This is a genomic window from Pseudomonas sp. 2835, assembly GCF_050435905.1.
In the GTDB taxonomy this organism is placed as follows: Bacteria; Pseudomonadota; Gammaproteobacteria; order Pseudomonadales; family Pseudomonadaceae; genus Aquipseudomonas.
The window spans coordinates 41,820-57,230 of record NZ_JBNDLE010000023.1; the positions used below are offsets into that span (position 1 = coordinate 41,820).

13 protein-coding genes are annotated in these 15,411 nt (G+C 64.0%); 2 read left to right on the forward strand and 11 right to left on the reverse strand.

Features of this window, described 5'->3' with window-relative positions; all coding sequences use genetic code 11:
* Positions 1–45 precede the first annotated feature (45 nt).
* The 6 genes from ABIE20_RS23965 to ABIE20_RS23990 all read right to left on the reverse strand — a co-directional run bounded on the left by ABIE20_RS23965 (position 46) and on the right by ABIE20_RS23990 (position 6,097).
* Complete coding sequence (locus tag ABIE20_RS23965; RefSeq protein WP_429507788.1) at positions 46–705, reverse strand: SAM-dependent methyltransferase; 660 nt, start codon at positions 703–705, stop codon at positions 46–48.
* Between the two features lie 18 nt (positions 706–723).
* Positions 724–2,415, reverse strand: coding sequence for a WD40 repeat domain-containing protein (locus tag ABIE20_RS23970; RefSeq protein WP_429507789.1), 1,692 nt, complete (start codon positions 2,413–2,415; stop codon positions 724–726).
* 29 nt (positions 2,416–2,444) lie between these two features.
* Positions 2,445–3,041 (reverse strand): GTP cyclohydrolase II RibA, encoded by a 597-nt coding sequence (gene ribA / locus ABIE20_RS23975; RefSeq protein ID WP_429507791.1) that lies wholly within the window; start codon positions 3,039–3,041, stop codon positions 2,445–2,447.
* A gap of 30 nt (positions 3,042–3,071) precedes the next feature.
* Positions 3,072–4,082 (reverse strand): formylglycine-generating enzyme family protein, encoded by a 1,011-nt coding sequence (locus ABIE20_RS23980; RefSeq protein ID WP_429507792.1) that lies wholly within the window; start codon positions 4,080–4,082, stop codon positions 3,072–3,074.
* An 81-nt stretch (positions 4,083–4,163) separates the two neighbouring features.
* Positions 4,164–5,054, reverse strand: coding sequence for a VOC family protein (locus ABIE20_RS23985; RefSeq protein ID WP_429507794.1), 891 nt, complete (start codon positions 5,052–5,054; stop codon positions 4,164–4,166).
* Positions 5,054–6,097 carry a methyltransferase gene (locus ABIE20_RS23990; RefSeq protein WP_429507796.1) on the reverse strand — a complete coding sequence of 348 codons (1,044 nt, stop codon included), beginning with the start codon at positions 6,095–6,097 and terminating at the stop codon, positions 5,054–5,056. Before ABIE20_RS23990 ends, ABIE20_RS23985 begins: the two co-directional genes overlap by 1 nt.
* Before the next feature lie 310 nt (positions 6,098–6,407).
* Between ABIE20_RS23990 and ABIE20_RS23995 the strand changes: the two genes are divergently transcribed.
* Both ABIE20_RS23995 and ABIE20_RS24000 read left to right on the forward strand, forming a co-directional pair.
* The gene (locus ABIE20_RS23995) at positions 6,408–7,067 is read left to right on the forward strand and encodes a helix-turn-helix transcriptional regulator (RefSeq protein WP_429507798.1); all 660 of its coding nucleotides are present in this window, start codon (positions 6,408–6,410) and stop codon (positions 7,065–7,067) included.
* A 30-nt stretch (positions 7,068–7,097) separates the two neighbouring features.
* A complete protein-coding gene (locus ABIE20_RS24000) occupies positions 7,098–7,835 on the forward strand; it encodes a nitroreductase family protein (RefSeq protein ID WP_429507800.1) in 738 nt (245 codons plus the stop codon).
* 431 nt (positions 7,836–8,266) lie between these two features.
* On the opposite strand, the gene ABIE20_RS24005 is transcribed toward ABIE20_RS24000, so the two are convergent.
* From ABIE20_RS24005 to ABIE20_RS24025, 5 genes are all read right to left on the reverse strand, one after another.
* Positions 8,267–9,676, reverse strand: coding sequence for an efflux transporter outer membrane subunit (locus ABIE20_RS24005; RefSeq protein ID WP_429507801.1), 1,410 nt, complete (start codon positions 9,674–9,676; stop codon positions 8,267–8,269).
* Positions 9,673–12,756: a MexW/MexI family multidrug efflux RND transporter permease subunit gene (locus ABIE20_RS24010; protein ID WP_429507803.1), complete on the reverse strand. Its 3,084-nt coding sequence runs from the start codon at positions 12,754–12,756 to the stop codon at positions 9,673–9,675. The genes ABIE20_RS24005 and ABIE20_RS24010 overlap by 4 nt, the downstream gene beginning before the upstream one ends.
* A gap of 22 nt (positions 12,757–12,778) precedes the next feature.
* Positions 12,779–13,876, reverse strand: coding sequence for an efflux RND transporter periplasmic adaptor subunit (locus tag ABIE20_RS24015; RefSeq protein ID WP_429507805.1), 1,098 nt, complete (start codon positions 13,874–13,876; stop codon positions 12,779–12,781).
* Positions 13,877–13,900: 24 nt separating this feature from the next.
* Complete coding sequence (locus ABIE20_RS24020; RefSeq protein ID WP_429507806.1) at positions 13,901–14,386, reverse strand: DUF2165 family protein; 486 nt, start codon at positions 14,384–14,386, stop codon at positions 13,901–13,903.
* A 122-nt stretch (positions 14,387–14,508) separates the two neighbouring features.
* Positions 14,509–15,408, reverse strand: a complete 900-nt coding sequence (locus ABIE20_RS24025) for an EamA family transporter (protein WP_429507808.1) — start codon at positions 15,406–15,408, stop codon at positions 14,509–14,511.
* Positions 15,409–15,411: the final 3 nt, after the last annotated feature.

Here is a 15,411-nt window from a genome sequence, read left to right on the forward strand (position 1 = left end):
ACACCACGGCCGGGCCCCAAACGCCGGGCTCGGCCGTGTTCAAACTCAGTTGCGCACCAGCGCCAGCAGGTACATGGCATCGCCATGCTGGCGTTCGATCACCACCAGCTCCTGCCAGGTAAAGCCGTAGCCTTCGAGGGTGTCGCGGATGCCCTGCTCGGTAAAGAAATAGCCCTGGCGCTGGTTGTCCATCTCACGCCAGCCCGGTACCGGGTTGCTGCTGTCCACACCAAAAACATTGAGGGCAATCAGGCCACCCTTGCGTACATGGCTGCGCATGTGTGCAAGGTAGGCATCCCATTCATCCGGGTGCTGATGATGGAAGCAGCCGTTGTCGAGCACCGCGTCGAACTGCCGCCCCTCGGCAGTTTGCCAGTCCTGCAGGGCGCTGTTGACCAGTTCCAGGCGCTCGCCCCAGCGCTTGCGCAACAGCGGCCAGCTGGAGTTCTCGACGATGTCCAGGCCAGTGACCCGGTGCCCCGCCTGGATGAACTCCGAGGCATCGCGGCCACGGCCGACCCCGACATCGAGGATGCGCTGATCGGGTTTGTCGCCAAGGGCGGCGAGAAACACCCGCGCCGCCCTGGCCATTCCGATGTCCCACGACCACTCGTCTTCGCCATGGCTATAACGGTGCACGAACGAGGTATCGAGGGCCTTGCGGTAAGCCTCCGGCGCCATGAAATCCACTGCCTGCTTGCTCATTGACCGATCTCCTTGCACTCAGGAAGCACGCCGGGCGGCGATGCCGTAGATGTTGCCGTCATAGGAACTGGCCAAAAAGTCATGCTGCTGGCCGCTGTGGGTGATGCAGGAAATGCCGCTGGCGGTGGGCCGTTGCAACGGCTGCCAGCTACGCGTGGCCAGGTCGAACAGGGCCACAGTGCCGTTGTAGGCGGCGGTGGCGATGATCGCCCCATCGGCCGAGGCGCCGATGCATTTGATCGAATGCTGGTGCGGCGAGTCGTAGACTTCATCGCCACCGTCCAGCCACAGGCGCAGCTTGAGGTCGCGGCCGATGCTGGCGAAGCCGCCTTCGATCTGGCAGCACCCATTGGAAATGCGCGAATGGGCGTTGTCGATATGGCGGGCGCAACTGAAGTCGTCGATGCGGTGCAGAGCGGCGTCAGCCGAGGCGCAGACACTGAAGAGATAGCGGTCGTTGGCGGCCACGCCCTTGATGGCGTTGTCATGCATGGCGATCGATGCCACCAGTTGCAGGCCGTCGCGACCGTCGAGGATGAACACCAGGCCTTCGCCGGTGTAGGTGCCGATCAACGCGTGCGGCACGCCATTTTTCTCGAAGGTGGTGCCGCAGTTCAGCGGCGAACGGTGCTGGTACAGCAGTTGCCCGCTGAGGGCATCGAACACCTGGCCCATCTGCCCGCCGGTCAGCAGCAGCGGCCCGAACGGCAGGAGGAAATTGCACAGGCTGCCAACCCCGGAGACCGGCTGGTTGTCGCGAAACAGCAAGCCGGCATCGCCAATGCTGTACTGCTGGCCCTGGGCACTGACCACCGCGTTGATGCTGACCGCCGGCTGGATACCGTCGATGCTCCACTGGTCACGCTCGTAGTTCCAGGTGGCGTAGCGCGAGCCGAAGGTGGCGAACACCAGTTCTTCTTCACCGACAAAGGCGCAGCTGCGCGGCCAGATGATGCTCGGCAACGCAGTGCTGCGCAGCTTGCTGAGGTTGTGCTGGGCATCGAAGCGCCAGAGGATCGCCGAGCGGTCGTAGCTCAGGGTCACCAGCAGTTGCTTGTCGTCGTTCCAGACGATGCGCTTGATCCCGGCGTCGTGGGCGGCAACGCTGCGCACCTGGCCCTGGCCGATGATCGAGATGCGCCCTTCGTCGTCGCCGGCGAACACCACGCCATTGCGGGTGATGGCGATGGTGTCGGTCTCGACGCCGCCAATGTCCACTTCATCGCACTGGGCGAAGCTGGCGGTGTCCCACTGGCGCACGGTGCCGTCGTCGCTGCTGGAAATCAGACGCTTGCCGTCGGGCGACCAGACCACCGAAATCACGTCGGCCTGGTGGCCATGGAAACTGCCTTTGAGGTTACCGTGCAGGTCGAAAATACGCAGCACGTGATCACGCGAGCAGGTGGCGACCAGCGTGCCGTCGGGCGAGAACACTGCCATCTCGACGTCGTCCCGGTGGCCGGACAGCACCGCCTTCAGGCGCATGCTCGGCACTTCCCAGATGCGCGCGGTGTAGTCGCTGCTGGCACTGACCAGGTGCTTGCCATCGGCGCTGAAAGCGCACTGGTTGGCCAGGTGGTCGTGGTGCACGCGGTGAATCGGCAAGCCGGTGCGGGCATTCCACAGGATGACCTGATTGTCGTAGCCGGCGGTGGCGACGAACTCTGCTGCATGGGCGGCGATACCGCTGATGGGGCCTATGTGTTTCATCGAAAAATCCTTTTTTCTTCAGAGAACAATCAGAGCTTGATGGAGTGGCTGGACTTGGCCACTTTCGACAGCAGGTAGTTGCGGTTGTGTTGGGTGAGGAACACTCCGGTCGGCACCTGGTCGATGACGTCGATACCGCCCTCTCGCAACTGCTGGACCTTGTCGGGGTTGTTGGTCAGCAGGCGGCAGCGGTGCACATCCAGGGCCTTGAGCATCTGCACGGCGGGGCTGAAGCTGCGCGAATCCGCCGGGTGGTTGAGCTCAAGGTTCGCTTCGTAGGTGTCCAGGCCGCGGTCCTGCAGCAGATACGTCTCGAACTTGGAGTACAGGCCGATGCCGCGGCCTTCCTGGCGCAGGTAGATGAGGTAGCCGCCCTGCACGTTCAGGGTGTTCAGCGCCTCCTGCAGTTGCGGGCCGCAGTCGCAGCGCTGGGAGCCGAACACATCACCGGTGATGCATTCGGAATGCACCCGCACCAGCGGCACCTGGGCCTTGTCCAGGTTGATGCCAACGGCAAAATGCTCGTTGTGTTTGTCGAAGCCCTTGAAGCCGAAGAAGTGGGCATCAACCGTGCCGCCCAGGATCGAGATCGGCACTTTGGTGTGCAGCGAAACGTCGTTGTTCATGATTAAAACCTCGCACGAATGACAGGTACTTCAGTTGTTGTTTTCTACCAGGCGAAAGCCCATGACATAGATCGGTCGCGGGTAACGCCCATGTCGCCGAGGGTTGCGCGCCAGGTCGCGAAAGCGCGTGAAACTGCCACCACGGGCGATCCGGTGACGACCGACATCCAGCACCAGGTCGTCGTTGATCTGCGGGCCGCCGGGGTACGGCCGATAGTCATCGGCGACGTATTCCTCGACATTGCCGGCCATGTCCAGCACACCGAACGCCGAAGCGCCCTGAGGGAATACCCCCACCGGGGTGCTGTCCAGGTAACCCAGCTCGATGGTGTTGGCGTACTCGGCGTGGAACTGCTCGCCCCAGGGAAACTGCAGACCCTGGGGCCCGGCGGCCGCGTGCTCCCACTGGGCTTCGGTGGGCAGGCTGAAACGCCGACCGGTGCGCTGGCTCAACCACTGCGCGTAGGCATCGGCGTCGCTGTCGCTGACGCTGTACACCGGATGGTTGGCGCGTTGCTGCGGGTAGCGGCCGAACGCCCAGCTGCTGGGCAGCGCCGGGTGGCCGGTGTCGAGCAGGAACTCGCGGTACTCACTGTTGGTCACGGCGAAGCGGGCGATGCGGTAGCTGTCCAGCGTAACGCTGTGCTGCGGGGTTTCCTTTTCGATCCAACTGCGGTCCAGGCCCAGCCCGGCGAAGTCGTCCATGACCTGGGCCACCTTGTGCGGCGCAAGGCCGATCTGCACGGTCGCGGCGGGAATGTCGATCATCTGCGGATTGAACACGTCAATGCGCGGGTCGCCGCGCAAGCCCAGCACTTCGCCTGCACCAATGCGCCGGTGCAGCGGCGCGCCGGCGCTTTCCAGCAGCGCCAGCAGTTGTTCGACCGGGGTATCGAGCATCGCGCTGATCGCCAGCCCGACCTGCTCCACCAGTGGGTACTCCAGGTAATGTTGCGGGTAGCCCATCAGCACCCGGTCGCTAACGTCCTTGGGCAGCGGGCTGGGTAATTGCGGCCAGTGCCGATCGTTGAGACTGTTCATCCTTGCACCTTGTTTTGAGTAACGACGCCCACGGCGGGGCCGAACCCGGTTCGGCCCACGACGCAGTACCCAGGGGAAGCCTCAGAGCTGGTCGAGCAGCAATCGGCGGTTGGTTTCGATCATTTCGATTTCTGCGCTGTAGACTTCGACCACCAGGCCATCGGGGTCTTCGAAGTACACGGCGCTGCGCACGTTGTCCGGCCCATGGTGATAGCCCGGCGCCGGGCCATTGCCCTTGACCAGCTTGATCGAGCCATTGGCCGTGACCCGCTCGGCGATGCGCTTGACGTCTTCGGGCAAGGCGCGAATGCCGATGTGATAGCCCGGCGGGTAGCTGAACCCGGCGCTCTGTTCGATAAAGAAATCGAAACCGTTAAGCTCCATCACGACCTTGCGCGGGCCGAGGTTGTAGCAATAACGCGCGCCGAAGATATCGCGGTAGAAGGTTTGCGAAGCCTCCAGGTCGCGGGCCAGGATGTTGATGTGATTGAGCTGCGGTTGCTGGCGTGCCAGCGCAGCGGCGTCGATCGATACCCCTTCCAGGGCCCGCCACATCTTTACCGCGGCGCTGAACTTCGAGTACCCGGCCAGCCAGGCTTTGAGTGAATCGCTCGATTGCGCCTGCTGCAGCCGGGTCAGGCCATAGGGGTAGATGAAGCACGCCGCAGCCTGCAGTAATTGCTGCTGGATGGCATCTGCGCCTGGCTCCCTGCCCTGGCTGTCGGCCAGGCGTACCAGAGTTACCGCGGTGTTGCGATAAAGGCTTTCGGCGCCTTTGAGCTGGGCCGCCAATGCCGCTTGCTCGGCACCTGCCAGCAATACGATCAGGCCATCGGCCTCACCCTGGAGGGCCAGTTGCGCGGTGGCGTGCAGCTCAAAGCCGGCAGCGCTGGCCACCTGGCCCAGTTCACCGATCAGGGTCAACGCAGGGGCGTCGGGGTTGGCCGCGTGCAGCAAGATGAACTTGAGCATCAGTTGGCCCTCCGCCCGATCAGCAAGGTGTAGCGACCGATCGGTTCCTGCTCGACGCCCAGGCCCTGGGCTTGCAGTTGCTGGGCCAGCCAGCGGGTCGGATGCAGCTCGCCATTCACCGTGTTGACCATCATGTGCAAGGAGAAATCCGCCGACAGCGCCGGGTGAATCTCGTCCTCGTCCAGGGTCATGCTGAGGATCAGCAAGGCGCCCCTGGCTTCCAGCAACTGGCTGGCGCCCTTGATCAGGGCGCTGGTCTGCTCGCGGGTGAAGTAATGCAGGCAGTCGTTGAGCATCACCACATCGGCACGCTCATCCTGATAGCGCGGCAGGTCCAGCAGGTTGCGTTCCTTGAAGCTCAGCCGTTGCTCAAGCTGGTACTTGCCGATGGTGCTCTGGGCCGCCTGGCGGGTGGCGTCCAGGTCCCAGATTTCACCTTTGACCTGCGGATGGCGGCGGGCGATTTCGGCGATATAGGTGCCGTGGCCACCGGCCAGGTCGATGACCTTGCTAGCGTGGTCAAACACTGACAACTCACGCAGTACATCGACCATTGGCTGGCTGAAGCGGACCATGGCATCGTTAAAGGCATCACGGGCGGCAACGTCATGCTTGAAGCGGTTTTCCTGCTGGAAATCCAGCGATTGGGTGGTGCTGAGAATCTCGCCCAGACGTGGCCAGTTCTGCCATTGCAAGCGCTGGTGGGCAATGATCGGACCGATGAATTCAGCACTGCTGCTGACCAGGAAGCGCTCGCTCAACGGTTGATTGACGAAGCCCTGTGCGGTTTTTTGCAGCAGGCCCATGGCAACCAGGGCATTGAGGAAGATCTTGCCCTTGTTGGCCACCCAGCCCAGTGCCAGGCTTACCGCCTCAGCTTTGGCCGGTTGCCGAGTATGGTCAAAGACCTTCTGGGCGACCGCCGAATGAAGGATGGCCGACTGGCGATACTGATCCGAGAGTTTCACCAGGTCGAACACACCATTGAGGGTGTTGGCCTCCTCGGCGTGCTCATAGATGGTCACCGGTTTTTGCGCATTCATACACTCACTTCCCTGTTGAGTTTCATTGCTTAAACGCTTCAGGCTAAAGGCCTGCCCTGCACGGCACGGGTTTGCCCGGCGGCGGTGCTCACTGCAGCCACCGGCAAAACTAAGAAATGATCCTAGTCGCTGCCCAGAAAAACACAAATTCGATCTTTTATATTTTTTTGAGCTTTAAAGTTTGTAGTTGATACCTTTTACAAATAACCACCGCAGTGCTAAAACTGCTTATGCTCAAGCTCGTTACCTGCGCAATGGATGGCGCCACAGGTCAACCGTCAACGCCTATTCGCAGGGTTACTCGCTCACAATGACTGCACCCGCCGCCGACGCCAGCTCTACCGCCGACCGCATCCTGTTTTTGCTCAAGACCCGTGGTGCGCTGAAAACCACCGATCTTGCCAGCCTGCTCGACATCACCTTCGAAGCCGCACGCCAGCAGATCCAGAAGCTGCACAGCGCCGAGCTGATCACCGGCATCAGTGCACCGACCAAGGGTGCAGGCCGTCCCTCGCAGAAGTGGACCCTGACCGAAGCCGCGCAGCGGCGCTTCCCCGACTCCCACAGCGTGTTGACCCTGCAATTGATCGAGACGGTCGAGCAGGTGTTCGGCCATGAAGGCGTCGATCAGCTCATCACCCGCATGGAAACCGCCAACCGCAGCGAATACCTGCAGGCCTGCAGCCAGGCCGAATCGGTCGAAGACAAAGTGCGGGTACTGGTGCAGCTACGCGAGCGCGCCGGCTACATGGCGGAAATGGTCGAGAGCGACGACGGCTGGCTGATCATCGAAAACCACTGCCCGATCTGCGTGGCAGCCAGCCGCTGCCAGGGGTTCTGCCGCTCGGAATTGCAGATCTTTCAGTCGGTGCTCGGTGAACAGGCGCTTGTCGAGCGCTGTGAACATCTGATATCAGGTGACCGACGCTGCGTGTACCGGGTCGTGCCGAGGACGGCGCCCGCGCAGTAACCCCACAAGACCTTAAGGAATGAGGCAAACATGAACCCGACCATCGAGCTGCTGGCCAGCCACCGCAGCGAGCGCAGTTTCCACGACCGGCCGATCAGCGACGAGCTACTCGACGCCATCCTCCAGGCGGCCCACCAGGCGCCGACCTCCTTCAACGCCCAACACCTGTCTGCGGTGGTCGTGCGTGATGCCGAACGGCGCCGGCAGATCGCCGAACTGGCCGGCGGGCAGCCCTGGATTGCTGCGGCGCCGGTGTTCATCACCCTGGTGGTGGACTTCTACAAGACCGAACAGGCGGCGCGCCTGAGTGGTGACCGCCAGTGCATCCACCAGCACCTGGAAGGCATGATTGCCGCTTGCACCGATGGTGGCATCCTTCTCTCGACACTGATGACAGCGGCGCGTTCGCTGGGCTTGGGCGTGGTGCCGGTGGGCGGGATTCGCGCCGACGCCGGCGGCATGATCGAACTGCTTGGCCTGCCGGAAAAGTCTTTTGCCCTGTGCGGGGTTGCCCTGGGTTATGTGCATCAGCCAGCGTTGAAAAAGCCGCGTTTGCCGCTGGCTTCGTTTCGTCATGACGAGCGCTATGATGCCCAAGCGTTGCCGGCGGCGATCGCGGCGTACGATGCCGAGCTGATGCAGCATTGGCAAGTTGTTGGGCGGGTCGAGGGGCAAAACTGGTCGAGCAGTATCGGCCGCTGTTATGCGCGCAATTACCGGCCGCAGCTCAAAGCGCAGTTGCTGGCCAACGGGTTGGCGGCGGACTGAAAGGCCTCATCGCGGGTCAAGCCCGCTCCCACAGTGGATCTGTGTACGCCGGACCTGTGGGAGCTGGCCTTGCCGGCGATCGAGCGCGCAGCGGTCGTAATCCAGGCAACACTGATGTGCTGGCTGGACCGGCCTCATCGCTGGCAAGCCAGCTCCCAGTGGATCTGTGTACGCCGGACTTGCCAGCGATCGAGCGCGCAGCGGTCGTAATCCAGGCAACACTGATGTGCTGGCTGGACCGGCCTCATCGCTGGCAAGCCAGCTCCCACAGCGGATCTATGTACGCCGAACCTGTGGGAGCTGGCCTTGCCAGCGATCGAGCGCACAGCGGTCGTAATCCTGACACCACGTGATGTGCTGGCTGGACCGGCCTCATCGCTGGCAAGCCAGCTCCCAGTGGATCTGTGTACGCCGGACCCGCGATGAGCCGATCACTGCACCCCGCCACTGCCCCAGCCCAACGCCTTGTACAAGGCAATCGCATTGAGGTACGAAGCGGTCTCGGCCTCGGCCACTTCACGCTTGATCAAGAAGAACGCCCGCTGGTTTTCCAGCACCGCCATGTAGGTACCCGCCCCACGCCGGTAGCGCTTGGAGGCAATGTCGACAGCATCGGCGCCATGGGCCGCCGACTGCATCAGCGTACCGAGGCGGGTCTGGTTGCGGGCCAGGCGCGTGACGGCGTTTTCCACTTCTTCGCGGGCCAGCAGCAGTGACTGCTCATAGCGCGCCTGTGCCCCTTGCGACTGCGCCTTGGCAGCGCGCAAGCGAGCCTTGGCATTGCCCAGGCGCAACGCCGGCCAGGTCACCGTCGGCGCCAGTTCGTAAGCCCGCGCAGCACTGCCCAGGTCGCCACTGCGCAAGGCGAAGAAGCCAATGAAACCGCCCAGGTCCAGGCGTGGATACAGCTCGGCAGTCGCCACGCCAACGTCTTCGCTGCTGGCTGCCAGTTGCCGCTCGGCACTGGCGACATCGGGGCGGTTGTTGATCAGCGCGTTGACATCGCCCAAGGGCAACTGCCGCGCCAATGGCGGCAAAAAGTGCGCCTGCGCAGGCTCCTCGGCAAGGCTCGGGGCACGTCCGGTAAGTACATCCAGACGATAGCCGGCCTCCTGGATCGACGCCTGTAACGGCGGCACCGCCGCCTCGCTGAGCAGCAGGTTGGCATGGGCGCTCTGCTCATCCTCGTACTGGCCGCTGCCGACCCGCACCTGGGCACGGGTGAGCTTCAGGGTTTCACGCCAGGCCTCGACCTGGGCCTGCGCTACGTCCAGGCTGCGGCGCAAACCCTGTTGCTGGTAGTAGGCGCGGGCGACTTCGGCGGCGATGCTCAGGCGCATCTGCTCAAGGTCGGCCCGCGCCGCTTCCGAGCGCGCCTCGGCCGCAGCGGTGAGGCGCTGCAAGCGGCCGAACAGGTCGACCTCCCACTGCACGTCGAAGCCTGCACGGTAGCTGCGCGAAAACATCCGCTGCGGGTCGCTGCCGTCGGCCAGTTGCTGCTGCTCAAGGCTCTGGCTGAAACCGGTACGTGCGGTGACACCCGGGTACTGGTCCAGGCGCCGGTCATCGAACAGCGCCCGTGCCGCCAGCAGGTTGGCCTGGGCCTGGCGGATGTCATGGTTATGCTTGAGCGCGGTGTCGACCAGACGGTTCAGTTGCGGGTCGTCGAAAAACGACCACCACTGTGCCGGCAACTGCGCACCTGCAGCAAACTGCTGCTGTTGCGGCGTGCTCAAGGGGATGGCCGCAGGCGTTGCCTTTGCATAGTCGGGACCGACCTTGCAGCCGGCCAGGGCCAGGCTCGACAGCACACAGGCCAGGGTCAGGTTCGCTCTGTTCATCCTTCGCTCCTCAGCGCATCAGCCAGTGACACTGCCCGCGGCGTGCGCGCAGCCACCGAGTGCTTGCGCGCCAGCAGGCTGTACACCGTGGGCAGCACGAACAGGGTGAACAAGGTGCCGATCAACATCCCGCAGACAATCACCAAGCCCAGGCCAAAGCGACTGTTGGCGCCTGCGCCGGAGGCAAACAACAAGGGGATCAGGCCGACCACCATGGCCGCGGTGGTCATCAGGATCGGCCGCAGGCGAATTTGCGCCGCCTTGCTGATCGCCGCCGCGCGGTCGAGCTGCTCTTCTTCCTGCAAGGTGTTGGCGAACTCGACCATGAGGATGCCGTGCTTGCTGATCAGGCCGATCAGGGTTACCAGGCCGATCTGGGTGTAGATGTTCACCGTCGCATAGCCCAGCGCCAGTGGAATCAGCGCACCACTGATCGACAGCGGCACGGTGATGAGGATGATCAGCGGGTCGACCAGGCTTTCGTACTGCGCCGCCAGCACCAGGTAAATGACGATCACCGCCGCCAGGAACGCCAGCATCAGCGCACTGCCCTCCTGGGTGTACTGGCGCGCATCGGACTGCCAGTCGTAACTGAAACCGGCCGGCAGCGACGCCGCCACCTGATCGAGAAACGCCACCGCATCGCCCAGGGTCACCCCGGCCGCCGGGATGCCCTGGAAGGTGGCGGCGTTCTGCTGGTTGAACTGGGTCAGCTTGTTCGGCTCGACCTGCTCGGACACCTGCACCACGGTCGACAGCGGCACCAGGGTGCCGTCTTCGCTGCGCACGTACTGGCGGGTCAGGGTTTGCGCGGTCAGGCGCTGGCTGCGCGGGCTCTGGGCGATGACGTCGTAGGAGCGCCCTTCGAGGCCGAAGCGGTTCAGGTAGTTCTCGCCCACCAGCACCGCCAGCGACTCGCCAATGTCCTGCATGCGGATGCCCATGCTGTTGGCCTTGGCCCGGTCGACGCGCACCTGGACCACCGGGTTGTTGTAGTCCAGGTCGCTGTCGACCACGGCGAACAAGCCGCTGTCGCGAGCCTTTTGCTTGATCTCTTGCATGGTCTGGTACAGCACCTGGTAATCCTGGGAACTGCGCAGCACCAGTTGCACCGGCAGGCCGCCGGTGGAGCCCGGCAAGGCCGGCAGCTGGAAGGCGAAGATGCTGGTGCCCTCGACATCGTTGACCGCTGCCTGCAAATCCACCTGGATCTGCGAAGCCGTACGCTCGCGCTCATCCCACAACGACAGGTTGATGCCACCGATGCCCGAGGCAAGGCCGTCGCTGCCGTTGATGATCCAGGTGCTGACGGTTTCCGGCAGGCGGTTGTAGACCTGGTCGAGCTTGTCGGCAAAGCGCTCGACGTAATCCAGGTTGGCATGTTGCGGCGCCTTGATCGCAGTCAGCAAGCCGGCCTGGTCTTCGGTCGGCGCCAGTTCGCGCTGGGGCAAACCGTAGAGCCACGGCAGGCTGAGCAACACCAGCAAGGCAAACCCGGCACTCAGCCAGCGCCGCGACAGGGAGAATTCCAGCGCCCGGCTGTAACGTGATGCCAGGGCATCGAAGAAGCGGTTGGCGGCATGGGCCATGCGCCCTTCCGATTGCTTGGACTGCAACAGGAACGAGCTCATCACCGGCGACAGGGTCAAGGCCACCACACCGGAGACCACCACCGCCCCGGCCAGGGTCAGGGCGAACTCGCGAAACAGCGCACCGGTCAGCCCGCCCATCATGCCGATCGGTGCGTACACCGCGGCCAGGGTGATGGTCATGGCGATCACCGGCCCGGCCACTTCCCGCGCCCCGACCAATGCGGCGGCCACCGGCGTCTTGCCCTCTTCGATATGGCGGTGGACGTTCTCGACCACGACGATGGCATCGTCCACCACCAGGCCGACGGCCAGGACCATGGCCAGCAAGGTCAGCAGGTTGAGGCTGAAGCCGAACATCAGCATCAGCGCCGCCGCACCGAGCATCGACAGCGGAATGGTCACCACCGGGATCAACACCGTGCGCAGCGAGCCCAGGCACAGGTAAATGACGATGACCACGATCAGCAATGCTTCGAGCAACGTCTTGCTCACCTCATCGATCGAGGCCTGGATGAAGCGCGCGGTCTCGAAGGCAAGCTCGGCCTTGACGTCCGGCGGCAGGGTCTTGCGGATGTCCGGCAGCACCTTGCGGATGCCGTCGACGATCACCAGCGGGTTGCCGCCGGGGGTCGGGAACAGGCCCAGGTGCACGGCACGCACGCCGTCCATGGAGGCGCTGGTTTCCACCGAGGCGGCGCCCAGTTCGACGGTGCCGATGTCCTTGATGCGCACCAGGCCGTTGCCGTCATTGCGGATCACCAGCTCGCGAAACTCGCCAACGCTGGTCAAGTCGGTATTGACCCGGATGTTGGAGACCACGAACTGGCCTTTGACCTTGCCGGGCGCCGCCTGATAGTTGTTGCGGCGCACAGCTTCAGCCACATCGGCAGCGGTCAGGCCGCGGGCGGCCAGGCGCGCCGGGTCGATCCACAGGCGCATCGACAGGGTCTGGCCGCCAAACACCTGGACCTTGGCCACGCCGTCGATGGTGGTCAGGATCGGCTCGACCACCCGCGCCAGGTAATCGGTCATCGCCGGGGTCGACAGACTGTTGCTGGCAAAACCGATATAGGCCACCGCCGTCGACTCGCCGGACGAGCGCTCGATTACCGGGTCATAGGCTTGCTCGGGCAGGCGAAAACGCACCTGGTTGACCTTGGCCATGACCTCGGTGAGTGCCTGGGTCGAGTCGCGGTTGAGCTCCATGCGCACGGTGACCAGGCTGCGGCCCTGCACCGAGGACGACGACAGGTAGTCGATGCCTTCGACCGACGATACCGCCTGGGCGATTGGCTGGGTAACGAAGCCTTGCATCAGCTCGGCGGAGGCGCCAGGGTATTCGGTGGTCACGGTGATGGTCGAGCTTTCCAGCATCGGGTACTGACGGATCGGCAACTGGCGCAGGGAAAGGATGCCCAGCAGCAGAATGAGGATGCTGACCACCAGCGCCAGCACCGGCCGGCGCACGAACAGATCGGTGAATTTCATCGGAAGGTCTCTGGGCGATCGGTCAGGAGCCGGACAACGCCGGGCGTTGCAGGGTGTCTTCGGTTGCTTCGACCGCAAGCCCGTCACTGAGCTTGAGCTGGCCGGAGGTCACCACCTGGTCGTGCTCCTGCAGCCCTTCGAGGATGATCACCCGGCCGTCCTGGCGCTCACCGACCTTGACCGGCACGCGCTGCACCACCAGCGCCTGCTGCTGCTCATCGTGGCGGGCAAGGAACACCGTGTCGCCGTAGGCGGTATAGGTCACGGCGGTTTCCGGCAAGCTGAGCACCTCGGCCACCTGCGGGTCGGCAACCTTGACGCTGGCATACATGCCGGCCTTGAGCAGCGCATCGGCGTTGTCCAGGGTGGCCTGCACCTGCACCGTGCGCGAGCGGCCGATCAGCGGGTCGATGGCGCTGATGCGCGCCTGGAAGGTGCGCTCGGGGTAGGCATCGAGCAATACCTCGACCGCCTGGCCAGGCTTGAGGTGGATGCTCAGCTGCTCGTCGAGGGAGAAATTCACGTACAGGGTGCGGGTGTCGATCAGGCTGACGATGGCATCGCCGACGTTCAGGTACTGGCCTTCGTTGACCTTGCGGATACCGAGCACGCCGTCGAACGGCGCGCGGATGGTCTTCTGCGCGATCACCGCCTCGGTGTGCGCCAGCTCGCCGCTGGCCATGTCCCGGGCGGCCAGGGCATTGTCGAGCTGCTCCTGGGTGGCGGCGTTTTCCGCCACCAGGTCACGGACCCGGCGGTGGTTGATCCTGGCGTTGTGCAACTGCGCCTGCAGGCGAACGCGTTCGGCCTGTTCGGGAGCGTCGTTAAGGGTAATCAGCACATCGCCCCGGCGCACCTTCTGCCCGGAGACGAAGTTGATCCGCGTCACCCGCCCACCGATCTCGGCCGAAACCAGCACCTGGCGTGCCGCTTCAAGCTCGCCGACCCCGGCGAAAAAGCCGTTGGCCGGGGCCCGTTGCACCGTACCCAGGGCCACCTTGACCAGCGTACGTGCCGGTGGCGCCGAAGCCTGCGCGGTATGCGACTGTTGCCAGACCAGCAGCGACCCCATGGCTGCGCCCGTCAGCAAGATGCCGAGCGCGAGAAACTTCCTGTTCATTCACCACTCCCTGTGAGGCTGGCCTCAGGCCCACTGCACGTTGAACAGCACAAAGGCCAGCAGGGCCCAGAGCACCAGCACCAGGTGGGTCAGTTGCAACCCCTCCTGGCGAATCCAGTAGCCGAACCACAACCCGCCCAGGAGCATGGCAAAGGTAAAGCCGAGAAACGCGCTCAGGGCCAGGTTGAGCCAGGGCCGCGCCGGCTCGATTGCGCCACCGATCACCAGCGAGTAGGCGCCGACCAGGGCAGCGGCTGCGGCCACCACTTGCAGCACCAGCACCAGCACCAGGGCAATGCGATGCGCAGCAGGGGCATGCACGGCCCGGGACAGCAGGGGCAAGTCAATCGCCGGCGGCTGACGCAACGGCGCCATGGCCATGGTCGCACCGACCGCACCGAGGGAGGCGCGAAACGCCTGCAGGTTGTTGAGTACCGCGATACAGAGCCAGAGGCTCAGGCCAAGGGCCTGAACCGCCTGGAACAGCCAGAGGGAGGTATGCAAATCCATTTGAACGTCCGTGGTGGTTGAGCGCAATTACACAAGCAAGTGCTTGGATATTAGAGCCGTGCCTTCCAATGCACAACCCACAAGACGCTAACCACCCTGCGCCGAGCAAACATTGTCGGCGGTCATGCTTTGCCTTGATCGGCCATCCGCGCCAGCAGCAACTGACGCACGCGCGGGCCAAAGACGTTGATCAACAACCCGGCCATCACCAGCAACGCGCCCCAGCCTTGCAGCGGGGTCAGGCGCTCACCCAGCAGCAAGGCCGAGGAACTCAGGCCCACCACCGGCACCAGCAACGAGAACGGCGCCACCTTGCCGGCCGGGTAGCGCGACAGCAGATGGCTCCACAGGCTGTAGCCGAGCATGGTGGCGATGAACGCCAGGTAGGCCAGGGACAGGATCGAACTCCAGCCGATTGCGCGCAGTGAGCTTTCGATCCGCTCGGGACCTTCCAGCCACCACGACAGCGCCAGGAACGGCAGCGGCGGCACCAGGCCGCCCCAGATCACCAGGGCCACCAGGTCGATGTTGCCGAAACGGCGGGTGATGATGTTGCCCATGGCCCACATCGAGGCCGCGCACAGGGTCAGCAGCAAGGCAAAAAACGGCACGCTGGCGCCATTCTCGCTGCCGATCAGGGTCAGGCCGCCGGCGGCCACCAGCAGGCCCAGCACGCTGGCGGCGCGCAGCCGTTCGCCGAGGAAAATCGCGGCAAAGAACAGGGTGAAGAACGCCTGGGACTGCAGCACCAGTGACGCCAGCCCTGGCGGCATGCCGTTGCCCATGGCCTCGAAGAGAAAGGCAAACTGGCCCAGGGAGATGGTTGCGCCGTAGGCGATCAGCCAGCGCCAGGGCAGCTGCGGGCGCTTGACCAGCAGTACCGCCGGGAACGCCACCAGGGCAAAGCGCAAGGCCCCCAGCAACATCGGCGGCAGGCCATCGAGGCCGACCTTGATGACCACGAAATTGACGCCCCAGGCGACAATCACCACCAGCGCCAACAGCAAATCCTTTAACGGCATGCT